We start from the raw sequence: 12,893 nt of genomic DNA, 5'->3' as shown, positions 1-12,893 counted from the left end.
CTCGCGGGCTCAGAGGGCCGGCGGGCTGTCCACGGCAATCGCGGAAAGCAGGCAGACCTGGCGCTCCAGCACATGCTCGAGCGCCGCGTTGATCATGGTCTGGTAGTGAGGCATCTGCCGGTGGATCTCTATCGCCGCCCGGTCGGCCCAGGTTGATAATCCGGGCTCGGCAAAGGAGGCTGGCCAGTCATCCATGGACGACTGGCCACGGGCTCAGTCGTCGGCGCCGACGCGAATCACCAGCTTGCCGAAGTTTTTCCCCTGCAGCAGGCCGATCAGCGCCTGGGGCGCGCTTTCCAGTTCATCCACCACTTCCTCGCGGTACTTGATGCGCCCTTCGGCGAACCACTGCGACATGTCGCGGTAGAACTCGTCGTAGCGCGAACCGTAGTCGTCGAAAATGATGAAGCCCTGGATCTTGATGCGCTTGCGCAGCACCAGGCTCATCAGCAGCGAAAGACGGTCCTTGCCCTCTGGCAAATCGGTGTCGTTGTAATGGGCGATCACCCCGCACACTGGCACCCGCGCCGAGGTGTTGAGCAGCGGCAGCACCGCATCGAAGACCTTGCCGCCGACGTTCTCGTAATAGATGTCGATGCCCTTGGGGCAGGCCTTGCCCAGTTGCTCGGCGAAGTCCGCGGCCTGGTGATCGACGCAGCTGTCGAAACCCAGTACCTCGACCGCGTAGCGGCATTTCTCCGCGCCGCCGGCCACGCCCACCACATGGCAGCCCTTGAGCTTGCCGATCTGGCCCACGGTCGCGCCCACCGGGCCGGTCGCGGCGGCCACCACCAGGGTTTCCCCGGCCTGGGGCCGGCCGATATCCAGCAGCCCCATGTAGGCGGTGAACCCGGGCATGCCCAGCACACCCAGGGCATAGGAAGGATGCTCCGGCGCCGGGCCAAGCCGGGTCAGGCCCGTGCCGTCGGACAGCCCATAGTCCTGCCAGCCGCTGTAGGCCAGCACCCAGTCGCCCACGGCGTAATCCGGGTGATTGGACACCTCCACCCGGCTCACGGTGGCGCCGACCATCACCTCGCCCAGGCCCACGGGTGGCGCGTAGGAAGGTGCGTCGCTCATGCGGCCACGCATGTAGGGGTCGAGGGACAGGTAGACGCTGCGCAGCAACACCTGCCCGGCACCGGGTCGGGGAACCGGCTGGTATTCGAGGCGGAAGTTGGCTTCGCTTGGTACGCCATGGGGGCGCGAGGCGAGGACGATGCTGCGATTGATCTGGTTCGACTGAGACATATTCAAACTCCTTCACAGGCAGAGACGCGTTTCAAGAAGCATTCGACGGGTCGCCAGGCTCGGCACTTATTAGACCAGTCGTCTAGTTACCAGGCCAAAAATACCCGCTGGTTAGCAGCGGGTATCAAAGGATCTGTTTAATTCAGCTTTCCAGCATCGCCCGGGTAGTGATCATGGCGTCTTCCAGGGGCCGGACATCACGGTGCAGCTTGCACAGCAGGCTCGCCCCCAGCCACAGCGGATAGAGGCCGGTGGCGGTCTGGCGGGCGGCGCTGGCCGGCAGGGAACCGTCGAGGTGGCCCTGCTCGATGCAGGCGGCCAGGCGGTCGATGATCTGCTCGGCGCCGTCGCGCAAGGTGATACGCATCATCTCGGAAAGGTCCGCCACTTCCGCGCTCAGCTTGACCACCAGGCATTTCTGCTCGTCGCCAGGCACGCAGTAGTTGTCCAGCCAGCTCTGCCAATAGCTCATCAAGCCGCGACTTCGACGTCAACCTGCGACTGACCCGCTACGGCACCTACACCGAGGTCAACAGTTCGAGCAACCCGGACCTGGACCGCGAATACTCGGCCAAGTGGATCACCGACCTGGACGTGGCCTATGCCTTCGACAAACAACTGACCGTGGCGGTGGGCGCGCAGAACCTGTTCGACAAGTACCCCGACCCTATCGGCGTCAGCAACTCGTCGTTCGGCGACAACTGGGGCAGCTACTCGCCCTTCGGCTTCACCGGCGGCTACTACTACACTCGTCTGCAATATGCCTTCTGAGTAGCTGCCCATGACTGACGTGTTCGCCAAGGTGGCCCTGGGGCCGCTGTTACTCGCCCAGGGCCTGTACACCCGCTGGGTCACCCCCAGGTTGCCGGAGGCCGAAGGCCCGCGCCAAGGCAGGCACGCCGACGCCAGCGGGCCGGCCCTGCGCCTGTTGATCCTTGGCGACTCCGCGGCGGCGGGCGTGGGCGCCCTTACCCAGGACGAGGCGATTGCCGGCCGGCTGGTGTCTGGCCTCGCCGGCGACTTCCAGCTGTCATGGCAGCTACGGGCACAGTCCGGACTGGACTCGCGACAGTTGTTCCAGCTGTTGGAGGACGGCCCGGCCGAGCCCTTCGATGTGGCCCTGGTGTCCATCGGCGTCAACGACGTCACCAGCCGCATCGCCGCGGCCGAATGGCAGGCGCGGATCTCGCGCCTGATCGCACTCTTGAGCGAGCGCTTCGAGGCCCGGCATATCGTCTTCCTGCCCGTGCCGCCCATGCACCTGTTCCCCGCCCTGCCCCAGCCGCTGCGCTGGTACCTGGGCCTCAGGGCCCGGCGCTTCAACAGCCTGCTGGTCGAACTGCTGGCCGGCCAGGATCGCTGCGCATTGCTGGCGACCCGCTTCCAGCCGGCCGCCAGCCTGATGGCCGGGGACGGCTTCCACCCTTCCCCGGCGCTCTACCAGATCCTCGCGGATGAAGCGGCGCGGGTCATTCGCCAGCGTTGCAGCCGCTAAGCCGCTCCCTCTCTCCCACACACCCGCACCCGCCCTGGACGCCGGCCAACAAACTCCGGGGTTTCGCGCATGGTGCCCGGCGGCGTGCCCGATATCATTTGCTGGCCGGTTCGCAGCAGCCTGCCGGCGCCGAACCGACGCCCTGACGTTCACCTCGATACTCAACGGACCCCATACCTTATGCCCGCATCCACGCTTGCCGGTGGACGGCGTTCGAGCAGCTTTTTGTTTTGCCTGGCGCTGTCCTTGACGGTGCCCCTGATGAACAGCAGTGCTCCGACGCCGCTCTACCCCTTCTACAAAGAGCAGTTCGACCTGAGCGCGCTGGACCTGACGCTGATTTTCGGCGCCTATGGCATCGGTGTGCTGATCGCCCTGGTGGCCATGGCGCGGGTCGCCGGCAGTGTCAGCGACCTGCGCCGCCTGTTCGTCCCCGCCAGCCTGCTGGTGCTGGTCGGTGCCGCGGCCTTTGCCCACGGCACCGCCCTGGGCCCGTTGTGCGCGGCGCGGTTGCTGGCCGGCCTCGGGTCGGGGGTGATGACCGCGGCGGTGAATGTGGCGCTGGTGCGTTTCAACCCGGGGCACAACGACAAGTTGCCGGCCCTGGTGGCGACCCTGGCGATGGTCTCGGGCCTGGCCCTGGGGCCGCTGGTCAGCGGCGCGGCGTTGCAGCTGGACCTGCGTCCCCTGGCAGCGCCCTTCTGGCTGATCGCCGCGCTCGGCCTGGCTTCGGCGGTCGCGACCCTGATCCTCTGGCCATCCCGGGCGGCCAGCGATGCGACAGCACCCACTCAGGAAAACACCCACCCGGCCAGCCTCAGGCAAGCCTTGCGCGGCATCGGCCTGCCCTTTCACCTGTGCGCCTGGAGTGTGTTCTTCAGCTGGTCCTTCGCCGCCTGCGTGTTCGTGATCGGCCCGCAGGTGGCGCAGCAGGTGTTCGGCCTGGAGGACCGCGGAATCTTTGGTTATGTGGTCTCGGCCTATCTGCTGATCGCCGGCATCAGCCAGCTCTGTTGCCAGCGCATGGACGCGCGCCAGGCGCTGCTCAGCGGTTGGCTGTGCCAATGCCTGGCATTGCTGGTCCTGCTCCTGGCCTGCTACAGCCAGGCCCTGTACCTCGCCCTGCCGGGGCTGGCGATCGGTGGCTATGCCTATGGCGCGCTGTTCGTCGGCAATGCCCGCCTGGTCAACCAGCTGGCGCCCCGGCACAGCCACGGCAAATTGATTGCGTATTTCTACGCCACCGTCTACCTGTTCAACGCCACGCCGGTGCCCATGGGCCTGCTGGTGGACGCCTGCGGCATCGTCACCGCCAGCAACCTCGCGCTCGGGTTGTTCCTGGTCATTGGCCTGGCCTTGTTCGCCTTGGCTCGCCGTACGCGTTTTGTCAGAGGCGCCGAGCATGCTTGAGCGGGGCTGGTGAGTGGCGTTCAGAAACCTTTGCCGAAGACGGACAGAACGCACCCCGAAGGCCCTGTCCCTAGCGGCTAACCACTCGTCGTACGCCGCCGAACAAATTTCAACTTTTGAAAAAAACCGGCACTCCCAATTAGTGCCGGCAGAAAGCATCGGACGCCAACAAGAAAGGCGGCCAGCCCGGCGGCGCCCGTGAAGGTCGTAGCTGATCGTTGAGCCTTACCTGCGAGGGCCTGGGCCCTTGCCTTTCATGCCGGGCCACAGCGGCCCGGCCTTTCGAGGAGAAGCATGATGAAGATCTCTGAAGTCATGACCCGTAACGTACAGACCGCACGCCCCGAACAGACGCTGCGGGAAGTCGCCAACATGATGGCCAGCATCGACAGCGGCGCGATCCTGGTGAACAACGAGGACCGGCTGGTCGGCATGATCACCGACCGCGATATCGTCATTCGTGCCGTGGCCAAAGGCCAAAGCTGCGATATGCCGATCAGCAGCGTCATGAGCAATGACATTCGCTATTGCTTCGACGACCAGGAGGTCGACGAAGTGGCCCGCAACATGGCCGATATCCAGCTGCGGCGCCTGCCGGTGGTCAATCGCCAGAAACGCCTGGTGGGCGTGGTGTCCCTGGGCAATATCGTCAAGGCCCACGATAGCCAGGCCAACAGCACGGTGCTGCAGGGCGTGGCCAAGGCCCATTGATAGCCTGGCCCCAGACGGCTGTGGCCGAGCGGCCACGGCCGGTATTTACCCGGTGGGCCGGCGCAATGGCGAGGCAGCCGTCGGCCCCGGGTTCTGTCGTCGCCCGGCGTGATCTCAACGCCGGACCTTCACCACGGCCATCAGCAGCGCCGAAGACAGCACGCCAAGGGTCATGAACACATAGGCCGCCCCGGGATTGCCGGTAAGGCCGATCAGATAGCCGACGATCCACGAACCGACAAAGGCCCCCAGCGCGCCGCAGGCGTTGATCAGGCCGATCGCCCCGCCGAACACATTGGCCGGGAGCACTTCCGGGATCAGCGCGAAAAACGGTCCGTAAGGCGCATAGAGCGCGGCGCCGGCGACGGTCAGCAAGGCGAACGACAGCCAGAAATGGGATGGCCCCAGCAAGTACGAGCAGAAGAACGCCAGCGCGCCCACCCCCAGCAGCGGCCAGACAAACGACTTGCGCCGCCCGGAGCGGTCCGATGCCCAGGACACCGCGAGCATGGCGGCGACGGCGGCGACATAAGGCACCGCGCTCAGCCAGCCGACCGTGACGATGTCCGTGGCGGCCGCCTGCTTGATGATGGTCGGCAGCCACATGATGAAACCGTAGACGCCGATACTCCATAAGGCATGCACCGCACAGAGCTGGATCACCAGCGGGCTGGTGAAGGCCTGGCGATAGTTGCGCACGGCCTTCAGGCCTTTCTGCTCTTCGGCGAGGATGGCGGCCAAGCGGTCTTTTTCCTGCCGGCTGAGCCAGTCGACCTGCTCGGGCTTGTCCCGCGCCAGGCGCCACCAGACAAACGCCCACAGCACCGCCGGCGCGCCTTCGATGACGAACATCTCGCGCCAGCCCCAGGCATGAATCAAGTAGCCCGAGACCACCGACATCCACAGCACCGTGATCGGGTTGCCCAGCACCAGGAAGGTATTGGCCCGCGAGCGCTCCTGGCGGGTGAACCAGTTGCTGATGAAGATCAGCATCGCCGGCATTACCGCGGCTTCGACTATGCCCAGCGACACCCTGATCACCATCAGCATCGGGATATTGGTCACCAGGCCGGTGGCCATCGCACACAGGCCCCACAGGATCAGGCTGCAGAACACCAGCTTGCGCACGCTGTAGCGCTGCGCGTAGATGGCGCCGGGCACCTGGAAGAAGAAGTAGCCGAGGAAGAACAAGGCGCCGATCAGTGACGAGGTGCTCTTGCTGATGCCCAGGTCCTGTTCGATGCCCGCCGCGCTGGCGAAGCCATAGTTGGCCCGGTCCAGATAGGCCAGGCTGTAGGTGATGAAGATCAGCGGAATCAGGTACAGCCAGCGCCTGGGCGCGAAGCCCGTGGCGGTGGTTGGCGCATGCCCGGCCTGGTCGCGGGTGTGCGGCGGCAGTGCCGGTTCGTTGAGATGGCTCATGGGTGTCCCCTGTTTGTTGTTGTTTTTCAGGTATGGGTGCGGGGTTCAAACGACGCTGGTCAATCCTCCGTCGACAAAGATCGTCTGGCCATTGATGAAGTCCGAGGCCGCCGAGGCCAGGAACACCGCCGTGCCGCACAGCTCCTCGACCCGGCCCCAGCGCCCGGCCGGCGTGCGTTTGCACAGCCATTGGGAAAAACCCTGGTCGTCGATCAGCGCCCGGTTCATTTCGGTCGCGAAATAGCCTGGGGCCAGGCCGTTGGCCTGGATGCCATGGCGCGCCCATTCGGCGCACATGCCTTGGGTGAGCATCTTCACCGCGCCCTTGGACGCCGCGTACGGGGCGATGCTCGGCCGGGCCAGCGCGCTCTGCACCGAGCAGATGTTGATGATCTTGCCGCGGCGCCGGCCGATCATGTGCCGCGCCACGGCCTGGGACACATGGAACACCCCGTCCAGGTTGACCCGCATCAGCGCGTGCCAGTCCTCGGCGGCGAACTCCTCCAGCGGTGCGCGCCGCTGGATGCCGGCGTTGTTCACCAGGATGTCGATGGCCCCGACCTGCGTCTCGAAGGTGTCTATGGCCTCGAACAGCCCGGCGCGATCGGTGACGTCGAACACCGCGATCTCCGCGCCGATGCCCTCGTCGCGCAACTGCCGGGCAGCGGCCTGGGCCTTGTCTCTATTACGATCGTTGATCACCACCTTGGCGCCGGCGGCGCCCAGGCCCCGGGCCAGTTCCAGGCCAATACCCTTGCCTGAACCGGTGATCAGGGCCCTTCTCCCATCCAGCTGGAAACAACCGGGATTGAATGACATGCTTTTCTCCGCAAGACGGCCGCTGTTTTTTAAAGGGGCCTTGCGGGCACTTCAACGCAGCTGGCGGGTGCTGTCCAATCGTCATTGGTGATCTGGTAATCAATCCTCGTGATCACTGCCTCGAATCGTTTTCAGCCTGGAGTCGCCCGATGGAAATCAAACACCTGCGCTCGTTCGTGACCCTGGCAGAAGAGCTGCATTTCGGCCGCGCGGCGCAACGGCTGGCCATCGTCCAGCCGGCCTTGAGCATGCAGATCAAGCTGCTGGAGGAGGAATTGGGCGTGCGCCTGTTCGAACGCAACCGCCACGCCGTGGCACTGACCGAGGTCGGGGCGATCTTCCTGCCCGAGGCCCGCGCGACCTTGCATCAGGCGGCTCATGCGATGGATGTGGCCAGGGCTTCGGGCCGTGGGGAAATCGGCCGCGTGCGCCTGGGGTTCGTTTCCTCGGTACTGCCGGAGTTCCTGCCGGCGCTGATTCGCGCCCTGCATCAGCGCTTCCCGCGCATCGAGCTGGAACTCAAGGACATGCCGGGGCCGGACCAGGCCGCGGCGCTGAAAAACGGCCAGCTGGACTTCGGCCTGATGCGCCTGCCGGCGATCATTCCCGGCATCCAGACCCGGGAGGTGTTGCAGGAGCGTTTCATGGTCGCGCTCCCCAGCGATCATCCGCTGGCCTCGTGCGCCACCCTGCAACCGGTGGCGCTGGCGCAACTGCCGGTGTTGATCCTGGCCAGGCGTTACGCCCCGGGCTTTCACGATCAACTGATGCAAGTGCTGAACAGCCATGGCCGGCAACTGGAAGTCGCCGCGGAACTGGGCGAGTTCACCACCATGCTCGCCCTGGTGTCCGCCGGGCTCGGCATTGGCTTGCTGCCCGCCCACGCCGGACGTGCATTACCCGCCAACGTCGTGGTCCGCCCCCTGGAACTGGGGGATTACCGGGCGAGCACCGGCCTGGCCTGGGTGGAACTGGACAATGCCCTGAAAAGCACCGTGTTCGGGGTGATCGGCGACGTGTTCTTTCGGGGCCGCGGGCAATGACTTTCGGCGACAGCCCTGGACCGAGGATTTCCTCCTGGCAGCCCCGTTCCAGGATTATCGGCATGCTAAAGTCGGTTCAATTTTGCCAATCGTCCAAAAAGGTGCCCCATGGATCCGCTTTCCGGTGTCCTTTCGCTGCTGAGAATCCGTAACTACCATTCGGCGGCCTTGAAGCTGGGCGGCGACTGGGCCTTCGACTTTCCCAGCCGGGCCGGCATCAAGTTCACGGCCGTGGTCAAGGGCAGCTGCTGGGTCAAGGTCAGTGGCGAACAAGCGCCGCAGCACCTCCAGCAAGGCGATTGTTTCCTGATGACCCGGGGCCTGCCCTTTACCTTGTCCAGCGATCTGTCTGTGCCGGCCATGGATTCCGCAGGGTTCTTTCAAACCCCGGCCCCGGACGAACTCACCCTCGATTACGGCGGCGACGATGTGCAACTGGTGGGCGGGCGTTTCGACTTCACCGGCATCCCCACCCGGTTCCTGCTCAGTACCCTGCCCTCGCTGGTGCATGTGCAGGGCCACTCGCCGCAGGCGTCGATCCTGCGCTGGGCGCTGGAACGCTTTACCGCCGAACTGCAACAGCAGCGGCCCGGCCGCTCGCTGATGAACGAGCACCTGGCGCACATCATGCTGGTCGAGGTGCTGCGGGCCCACCTCGCGGCCCTGGAACGCAACGGCCTGGACCGCGATGACATGGGCTGGTTTTTCGGCCTGGCGGACCGCAACCTCAGCACCGCTCTGAGCGCCCTGCACGCCGCTCCGGCGCGACGCTGGACAGTCGAGGAACTGGCGCGGCTGGCGGCCATGTCGCGCTCGGCCTTTGCCCTGCGCTTCAAACAGATCGTCGGCGCCGCGCCAATGGAATACCTGACCCACTGGCGCATGCTGCTGGCCGGCGATCGCCTGAGAAACTCCAGCGACTCGGTGGCGACCATCGCGTTTTCCCTGGGCTATGAATCGGAGAGCGCCTTCAGCACCGCGTTCAAGCGGGTCATGTCGCACTCGCCACGCCAGTACCAGCGCGAGCAGTCGGCCGCCGTCGAGGCTGATGTCGAGGCTGATTCCAAGGCTGATTCCAAGGTTTAGTGCAGACCGCCGCCGATCACCAGGATCTCGCCGGTGATCCACCCGGCGTCACTGGACGCGAGGAAGGCCACCGCGGGGGCGATGTCCTCGGGCTTGCCGATCCGCCCCAGGGGGGTGATGGCTTCGATCTTCTGCCGGAAGGCATCCTCGAAAAAGCCGCTGGCATGCACGCCTTCGGTGACCACCAGCCCGGGGTTGACCGAGTTGACCCGGATGTTCTTCGGCCCCAGTTCGTTGGCCAGGGTCCTGGTGATGGCGTCCACCGCGCCTTTGGAGGCGGTGTAGACCGTCGAATGGGCCGGGGTGAACGAAGTGACGCTGGAGCTGATGTTGACGATGCTGCCGCCGTCCGGGTTGAACACGCCGACCGCTTCGCGGGTGCACTGAATCAGGCCCAGGACGTTGAGGTTGAACTGGCGGTGGAACTCCTGTTCATCGATCTCGGCCAGGGGCGCGGTGGAATAGACGCCGGCGTTGTTCACCAGGATATCGAGATGGCCGTGCTCATGGACAATGGCCTTGAACAGCGCCTTCACTTCCAGGGCATTGGCGACATCCGCCTGGATGGCATGGGCGCGACCGCCCGCCTGCAGGACCTCTTCGACCACCCGCTCGGCCTCTTCGCGCCCGCGGCTGTAGTTGACGATCACCGTGGCGCCGTCCCTGGCCAGCTGCTTGGCGATGGCGGCGCCGATACCTTTGGACGAGCCGGTGACCAGGGCGATTTTCTTGTGCAGTCTTTTCATTCTCGTGTGCTTCTCTTGCAGGTTCAGAAACGCTGACCAGGCCTTGAACAACTGGCCTTTGGTCGACGAACCCAGCTTATGAGCGACGCCACGAACGGGTAATAGCCGGTCCTCCAGAATAGCTTCGCCATCGTCCAGAAACGCGGCGACCCTTTGCACCACCGCTTCTTCGATGGCCCGCTCATAAGCTGCAGGGCGTGGCCAAGGCCCATTGATATCCTGGCCACAGCCGGTGTTTACCGGTGGGCTGATGGCATCCAGGCGTTGACTGGCCGACCTTCGGTCCCCAGGCGGGAACACCCTCTCTTCGGCGACGTCTTCTCTGTATCGACCCTGGCAATTCAGATCCTCTGCCTGGAAGGAGGCTGCGCCATGAACCCACGCAAAGGCCGGCAGGAGATCTCCGGGCGTGGCAAGGAGCCCGTCAGTAGGCTCCAGGCGCTGCTGCGCCGCTACGCCGAACCCTTGCCCGCCCTCGAATCCGCGGCTTTCGGCGAGCTGTTCGACCGTTATGCCGACGCCAGGGTGGTGCTGATCGGCGAAGCCAGCCACGGCACCCGCGAGTTCTATCGAACCCGCGCGGCCATCAGCCAACGGCTGATCACCCACCACGGCTTCGGCATCGTCGCCATCGAGGCCGATTGGCCCGACGCCGGGCACATCGACCGGCATGTGCGCGACCTCGGCCCATCCACCGCCGGGCAGCAGGCGTTCAGCCGCTTTCCGAGCTGGATGTGGCGCAACGTCGAGGTGTGCAACTTCATCCGTTGGCTGCACCGCCACAATCGCCCCCTGCCCGCGCAGCAGCGCGTCGAGTTTCGTGGGCTGGATGTCTACAGCCTGCGCAATTCCATCAGCGAAGTACTGGCCTACCTCGATCGCACCAACGCCCGGCTGGCGCATGAAGCCCGTCACCGTTATGGCTGCCTGACGCCCTGGCAGGACGACCCGGCGCTGTATGGCCATTTCGTCGAGCGCGGGCACGAGGCTTCCTGCGAGGAGGCGGTGGTCCAGCAGTTGAACACCTTGTTGAGCGAACGCCTTGCCAGCAACCCTGAAGCGCTGTTCAGCGCCACTCAGAATGCCCGGGTCGTACGCTCTGCCGAACAGTACTACCGGGCCATGTACCGAAGCTCGGCCGCCTCCTGGAACCTGCGCGACAAACACATGTTCGATACCTTGCAAGCCTTGCTCGCGCACCGTGGCGCGGGCGCCAAGGCGGTGGTCTGGGCGCATAACTCGCACATCGGCAACGCAGCGGCGACCGACATGGGCTGGCGCGGCGAATTCAACATCGGCCAGCTGTGCCGCACGGCCTACGGCGACGCTGCGGTGCTGATCGGCATGAGCACCGACCGCGGCCAGGTGGTGGCCGCTGATAACTGGGACGGTGACATGGGGGTCAAGGAGGTGCGGCCTTCCCTTGCGGACAGCTGGGAGCAGCAGTTTCTCCAGGCGGGCATTCCCGCCTCGCTGACCGACTGGCGCGCCCCCGAGCGCGAAGACCTGCGCCAGGCGCTATCCGAGCCGCTGCTGGAGCGGGCGATCGGCGTCATCTACCGGCCCGCGACGGAGCGCCAGAGCCATTATTTCCAGGCGGTGCTGGGCGAGCAGTTCGATGCGCTGGTCTGGCATGAAACGACCGGTGCCGTTACCCCGCTGCCGGTGGCGAGCGGTCTCAGTCATGAAGAAGACACCTTTCCTTTCGGGGTATAGGCCTCCCCCTTGGCGATGAACAACCCCAGCGAGGGCCCCACCATGAACCCTGAATCGCACTATCCGAAAGCATCCACATCGGCCTCCGGGATCGCCCCCGAAGAACGCCCCGGGCAGCCGGACCCTGGCGACGAGGAAGAACAGAGCCGTGGCCTCGATGACGCCGCCACGCCTGGCCCTGCGCAAGGCAACGGGTAGGAGGCCGAGGACATCGCCAGGAAAATCGCCGAGATAGAAAGGAAGGTCGCCGACGGCAACTGAGCCCCTCGGCCTGGCAGCACTCAGCGCCCCTGCGGCTCTTCGAGCATGCGCTTGGGGTGCATGCCATTGACCATGCCCATGAACGGCGCGTGGATCGAGTAACCGAGCATGCGCTGGATGTGTTCGCTGCATTGCCGGGCGACGTGGCGCGGGGTCGACAGGATGAAGTTCTCCTGCTGGCGCGCCCAGGGTTCGCAGTACTGCGCCGTCAGCGCCAGGCGTGGCGCGCCGCTGCGATTGGCGCCGCCGCCGTGCCAGAGGGTGCCGAGGAAAAACACCACCGAGCCCTTGGGCATGACCACCGGCAGCACGGCGGCCTGTTCGGCGGCGGTGGGCAGGCGCCCGTCCCACAGATGGCTGCCGGGAATCACCACGGTGGCGCCGTTGTCGCCGGTGAAGTCGTCCAGGGCCATGATCGTCGCCGCGCCATAGGCCGGCCGCGGGCGGGCCATGGGATAGAAGGCATCGTCGTAATGCAGGTGCTGGGCGCACTCGCCCGGCAGGATATTGATCGCCTGCAGCTGCGACAGCAGGTAATTGGGCGCCAGGAGTCGGTCCAGCAGGCCCAGGATCAGCGGATGCTCCACCAGCCCATCGCAGACCCGCGTTTTCGCAATCACCGCATACAACCGCTGGGTGCGTGCGCCCTCGAACGAGTTGCGCCCGGTCTGGCAGAAACGTCCCAGCAGATCCTCGCGCATGCGACTAACCTGCTGCTCATCGAACAGCCGTTCGAGCACCACGAAGCCGTCGCGTTGCAGGCGGGCCATCAGCTCGTCGAGTTGCGCGGCGGGCACGGCGGGCTGGGTACCGGCGGTCGACCTATAGGTCCTGGCGCATCCGTTGCTCATGTAGTCGTGCCGCTCGGGCAAAGTTGTGGTTGTCATCGACTGGCTCCTGGGAGTGGGTCGCATCAATCTGCAGGACGCCGGA

At 65.4% G+C, this 12,893-nt stretch carries 13 protein-coding genes and 2 pseudogenes; 8 read left to right on the top strand and 7 right to left on the bottom strand.

All coding sequences use genetic code 11. The annotated features are described in order from the left end of the window. Positions 1–9 precede the first annotated feature (9 nt). From AC07PQ_RS21050 to AC07PQ_RS21040, 3 genes and pseudogenes are all read right to left on the bottom strand, one after another. Positions 10–195 (bottom strand): hypothetical protein, encoded by a 186-nt coding sequence (locus AC07PQ_RS21050; RefSeq protein WP_493186318.1) that lies wholly within the window; start codon positions 193–195, stop codon positions 10–12. Positions 196–213: 18 nt separating this feature from the next. Then, on the bottom strand, positions 214–1,251 hold the full coding sequence (gene curA / locus AC07PQ_RS21045) for an NADPH-dependent curcumin/dihydrocurcumin reductase (protein WP_493186319.1): 1,038 nt from the start codon (positions 1,249–1,251) through the stop codon (positions 214–216). A 142-nt stretch (positions 1,252–1,393) separates the two neighbouring features. After that, positions 1,394–1,726, bottom strand: a pseudogene (locus AC07PQ_RS21040) (TetR family transcriptional regulator C-terminal domain-containing protein); the annotation flags it as partial. 2 nt (positions 1,727–1,728) lie between these two features. Between AC07PQ_RS21040 and AC07PQ_RS21035 the strand changes: the two are divergent. The 4 genes and pseudogenes from AC07PQ_RS21035 to AC07PQ_RS21020 all read left to right on the top strand — a co-directional run. Then, positions 1,729–2,022 (top strand): annotated as a pseudogene (locus AC07PQ_RS21035) (TonB-dependent receptor plug domain-containing protein); the annotation flags it as partial. Positions 2,023–2,032: 10 nt separating this feature from the next. Continuing rightward, the gene (locus AC07PQ_RS21030; protein WP_493186320.1) at positions 2,033–2,746 is read left to right on the top strand and encodes an SGNH/GDSL hydrolase family protein; all 714 of its coding nucleotides are present in this window, start codon (positions 2,033–2,035) and stop codon (positions 2,744–2,746) included. 180 nt (positions 2,747–2,926) lie between these two features. Further along, complete coding sequence (locus AC07PQ_RS21025) at positions 2,927–4,156, top strand: MFS transporter (protein WP_493186321.1); 1,230 nt, start codon at positions 2,927–2,929, stop codon at positions 4,154–4,156. A 297-nt stretch (positions 4,157–4,453) separates the two neighbouring features. Beyond that, positions 4,454–4,867 carry a CBS domain-containing protein gene (locus AC07PQ_RS21020; protein ID WP_007925499.1) on the top strand — a complete coding sequence of 138 codons (414 nt, stop codon included), beginning with the start codon at positions 4,454–4,456 and terminating at the stop codon, positions 4,865–4,867. Positions 4,868–4,981: 114 nt separating this feature from the next. Here the strand turns inward: AC07PQ_RS21020 and AC07PQ_RS21015 are convergent, their stop codons facing one another. Continuing rightward, complete coding sequence (locus AC07PQ_RS21015; RefSeq protein ID WP_492570427.1) at positions 4,982–6,289, bottom strand: MFS transporter; 1,308 nt, start codon at positions 6,287–6,289, stop codon at positions 4,982–4,984. 45 nt (positions 6,290–6,334) lie between these two features. Continuing rightward, the gene (locus AC07PQ_RS21010; protein WP_493186322.1) at positions 6,335–7,108 is read right to left on the bottom strand and encodes an SDR family NAD(P)-dependent oxidoreductase; all 774 of its coding nucleotides are present in this window, start codon (positions 7,106–7,108) and stop codon (positions 6,335–6,337) included. Between the two features lie 149 nt (positions 7,109–7,257). On the opposite strand from AC07PQ_RS21010, the gene AC07PQ_RS21005 reads away from it, so the two are divergent. Then, positions 7,258–8,151 carry a LysR family transcriptional regulator gene (locus tag AC07PQ_RS21005; RefSeq protein WP_493186323.1) on the top strand — a complete coding sequence of 298 codons (894 nt, stop codon included), beginning with the start codon at positions 7,258–7,260 and terminating at the stop codon, positions 8,149–8,151. 108 nt (positions 8,152–8,259) lie between these two features. Beyond that, positions 8,260–9,237, top strand: a complete 978-nt coding sequence (locus AC07PQ_RS21000; protein ID WP_493186324.1) for an AraC family transcriptional regulator — start codon at positions 8,260–8,262, stop codon at positions 9,235–9,237. Here the strand turns inward: AC07PQ_RS21000 and AC07PQ_RS20995 are convergent. Next, the gene (locus AC07PQ_RS20995; protein ID WP_007925493.1) at positions 9,234–9,983 is read right to left on the bottom strand and encodes an SDR family NAD(P)-dependent oxidoreductase; all 750 of its coding nucleotides are present in this window, start codon (positions 9,981–9,983) and stop codon (positions 9,234–9,236) included. The genes AC07PQ_RS21000 and AC07PQ_RS20995 overlap by 4 nt on opposite strands. A 372-nt stretch (positions 9,984–10,355) precedes the next feature. Here AC07PQ_RS20995 and AC07PQ_RS20990 point away from each other — a divergent pair, with 372 nt between their 5' ends. Together AC07PQ_RS20990 and AC07PQ_RS20985 are read left to right on the top strand one after the other, a co-directional pair. Next, entirely contained in the window at positions 10,356–11,699 is a 1,344-nt protein-coding gene (locus AC07PQ_RS20990; RefSeq protein ID WP_493186325.1) for an erythromycin esterase family protein, read from the top strand. Positions 11,700–11,741: 42 nt separating this feature from the next. After that, entirely contained in the window at positions 11,742–11,897 is a 156-nt protein-coding gene (locus AC07PQ_RS20985) for a hypothetical protein (RefSeq protein ID WP_493186326.1), read from the top strand. 83 nt (positions 11,898–11,980) lie between these two features. Here AC07PQ_RS20985 and AC07PQ_RS20980 read toward each other — a convergent pair whose 3' ends face one another. Beyond that, positions 11,981–12,847: a phytanoyl-CoA dioxygenase family protein gene (locus tag AC07PQ_RS20980; RefSeq protein ID WP_097136182.1), complete on the bottom strand. Its 867-nt coding sequence runs from the start codon at positions 12,845–12,847 to the stop codon at positions 11,981–11,983. Positions 12,848–12,893: the final 46 nt, after the last annotated feature.

It is taken from the genome of Pseudomonas sp. GW821-FHT09E12, from assembly GCF_059416085.1.
This window is presented reverse-complemented; position numbering and strand designations above follow the sequence as displayed.

Excerpts from the sequence above, each read along its gene's own strand:
- AC07PQ_RS21005 (WP_493186323.1), top strand. The coding sequence starts at position 7,258 with ATGGAAATCAAACACCTGCGCTCGTTCGTGACCCTGGCAGAAGAGCTG.
- AC07PQ_RS21010 (WP_493186322.1), bottom strand. The coding sequence starts at position 7,108 with ATGTCATTCAATCCCGGTTGTTTCCAGCTGGATGGGAGAAGGGCCCTG.
- AC07PQ_RS21025 (WP_493186321.1), top strand. The coding sequence starts at position 2,927 with ATGCCCGCATCCACGCTTGCCGGTGGACGGCGTTCGAGCAGCTTTTTG.
- AC07PQ_RS20980 (WP_097136182.1), bottom strand. The coding sequence starts at position 12,847 with ATGACAACCACAACTTTGCCCGAGCGGCACGACTACATGAGCAACGGA.
- AC07PQ_RS20985 (WP_493186326.1), top strand. The coding sequence starts at position 11,742 with ATGAACCCTGAATCGCACTATCCGAAAGCATCCACATCGGCCTCCGGG.
- AC07PQ_RS20995 (WP_007925493.1), bottom strand. The coding sequence starts at position 9,983 with ATGAAAAGACTGCACAAGAAAATCGCCCTGGTCACCGGCTCGTCCAAA.
- AC07PQ_RS21030 (WP_493186320.1), top strand. The coding sequence starts at position 2,033 with ATGACTGACGTGTTCGCCAAGGTGGCCCTGGGGCCGCTGTTACTCGCC.
- AC07PQ_RS21020 (WP_007925499.1), top strand. The coding sequence starts at position 4,454 with ATGAAGATCTCTGAAGTCATGACCCGTAACGTACAGACCGCACGCCCC.
- AC07PQ_RS20990 (WP_493186325.1), top strand. The coding sequence starts at position 10,356 with ATGAACCCACGCAAAGGCCGGCAGGAGATCTCCGGGCGTGGCAAGGAG.
- AC07PQ_RS21050 (WP_493186318.1), bottom strand. The coding sequence starts at position 195 with ATGGATGACTGGCCAGCCTCCTTTGCCGAGCCCGGATTATCAACCTGG.
- AC07PQ_RS21000 (WP_493186324.1), top strand. The coding sequence starts at position 8,260 with ATGGATCCGCTTTCCGGTGTCCTTTCGCTGCTGAGAATCCGTAACTAC.
- curA (WP_493186319.1), bottom strand. The coding sequence starts at position 1,251 with ATGTCTCAGTCGAACCAGATCAATCGCAGCATCGTCCTCGCCTCGCGC.
- AC07PQ_RS21015 (WP_492570427.1), bottom strand. The coding sequence starts at position 6,289 with ATGAGCCATCTCAACGAACCGGCACTGCCGCCGCACACCCGCGACCAG.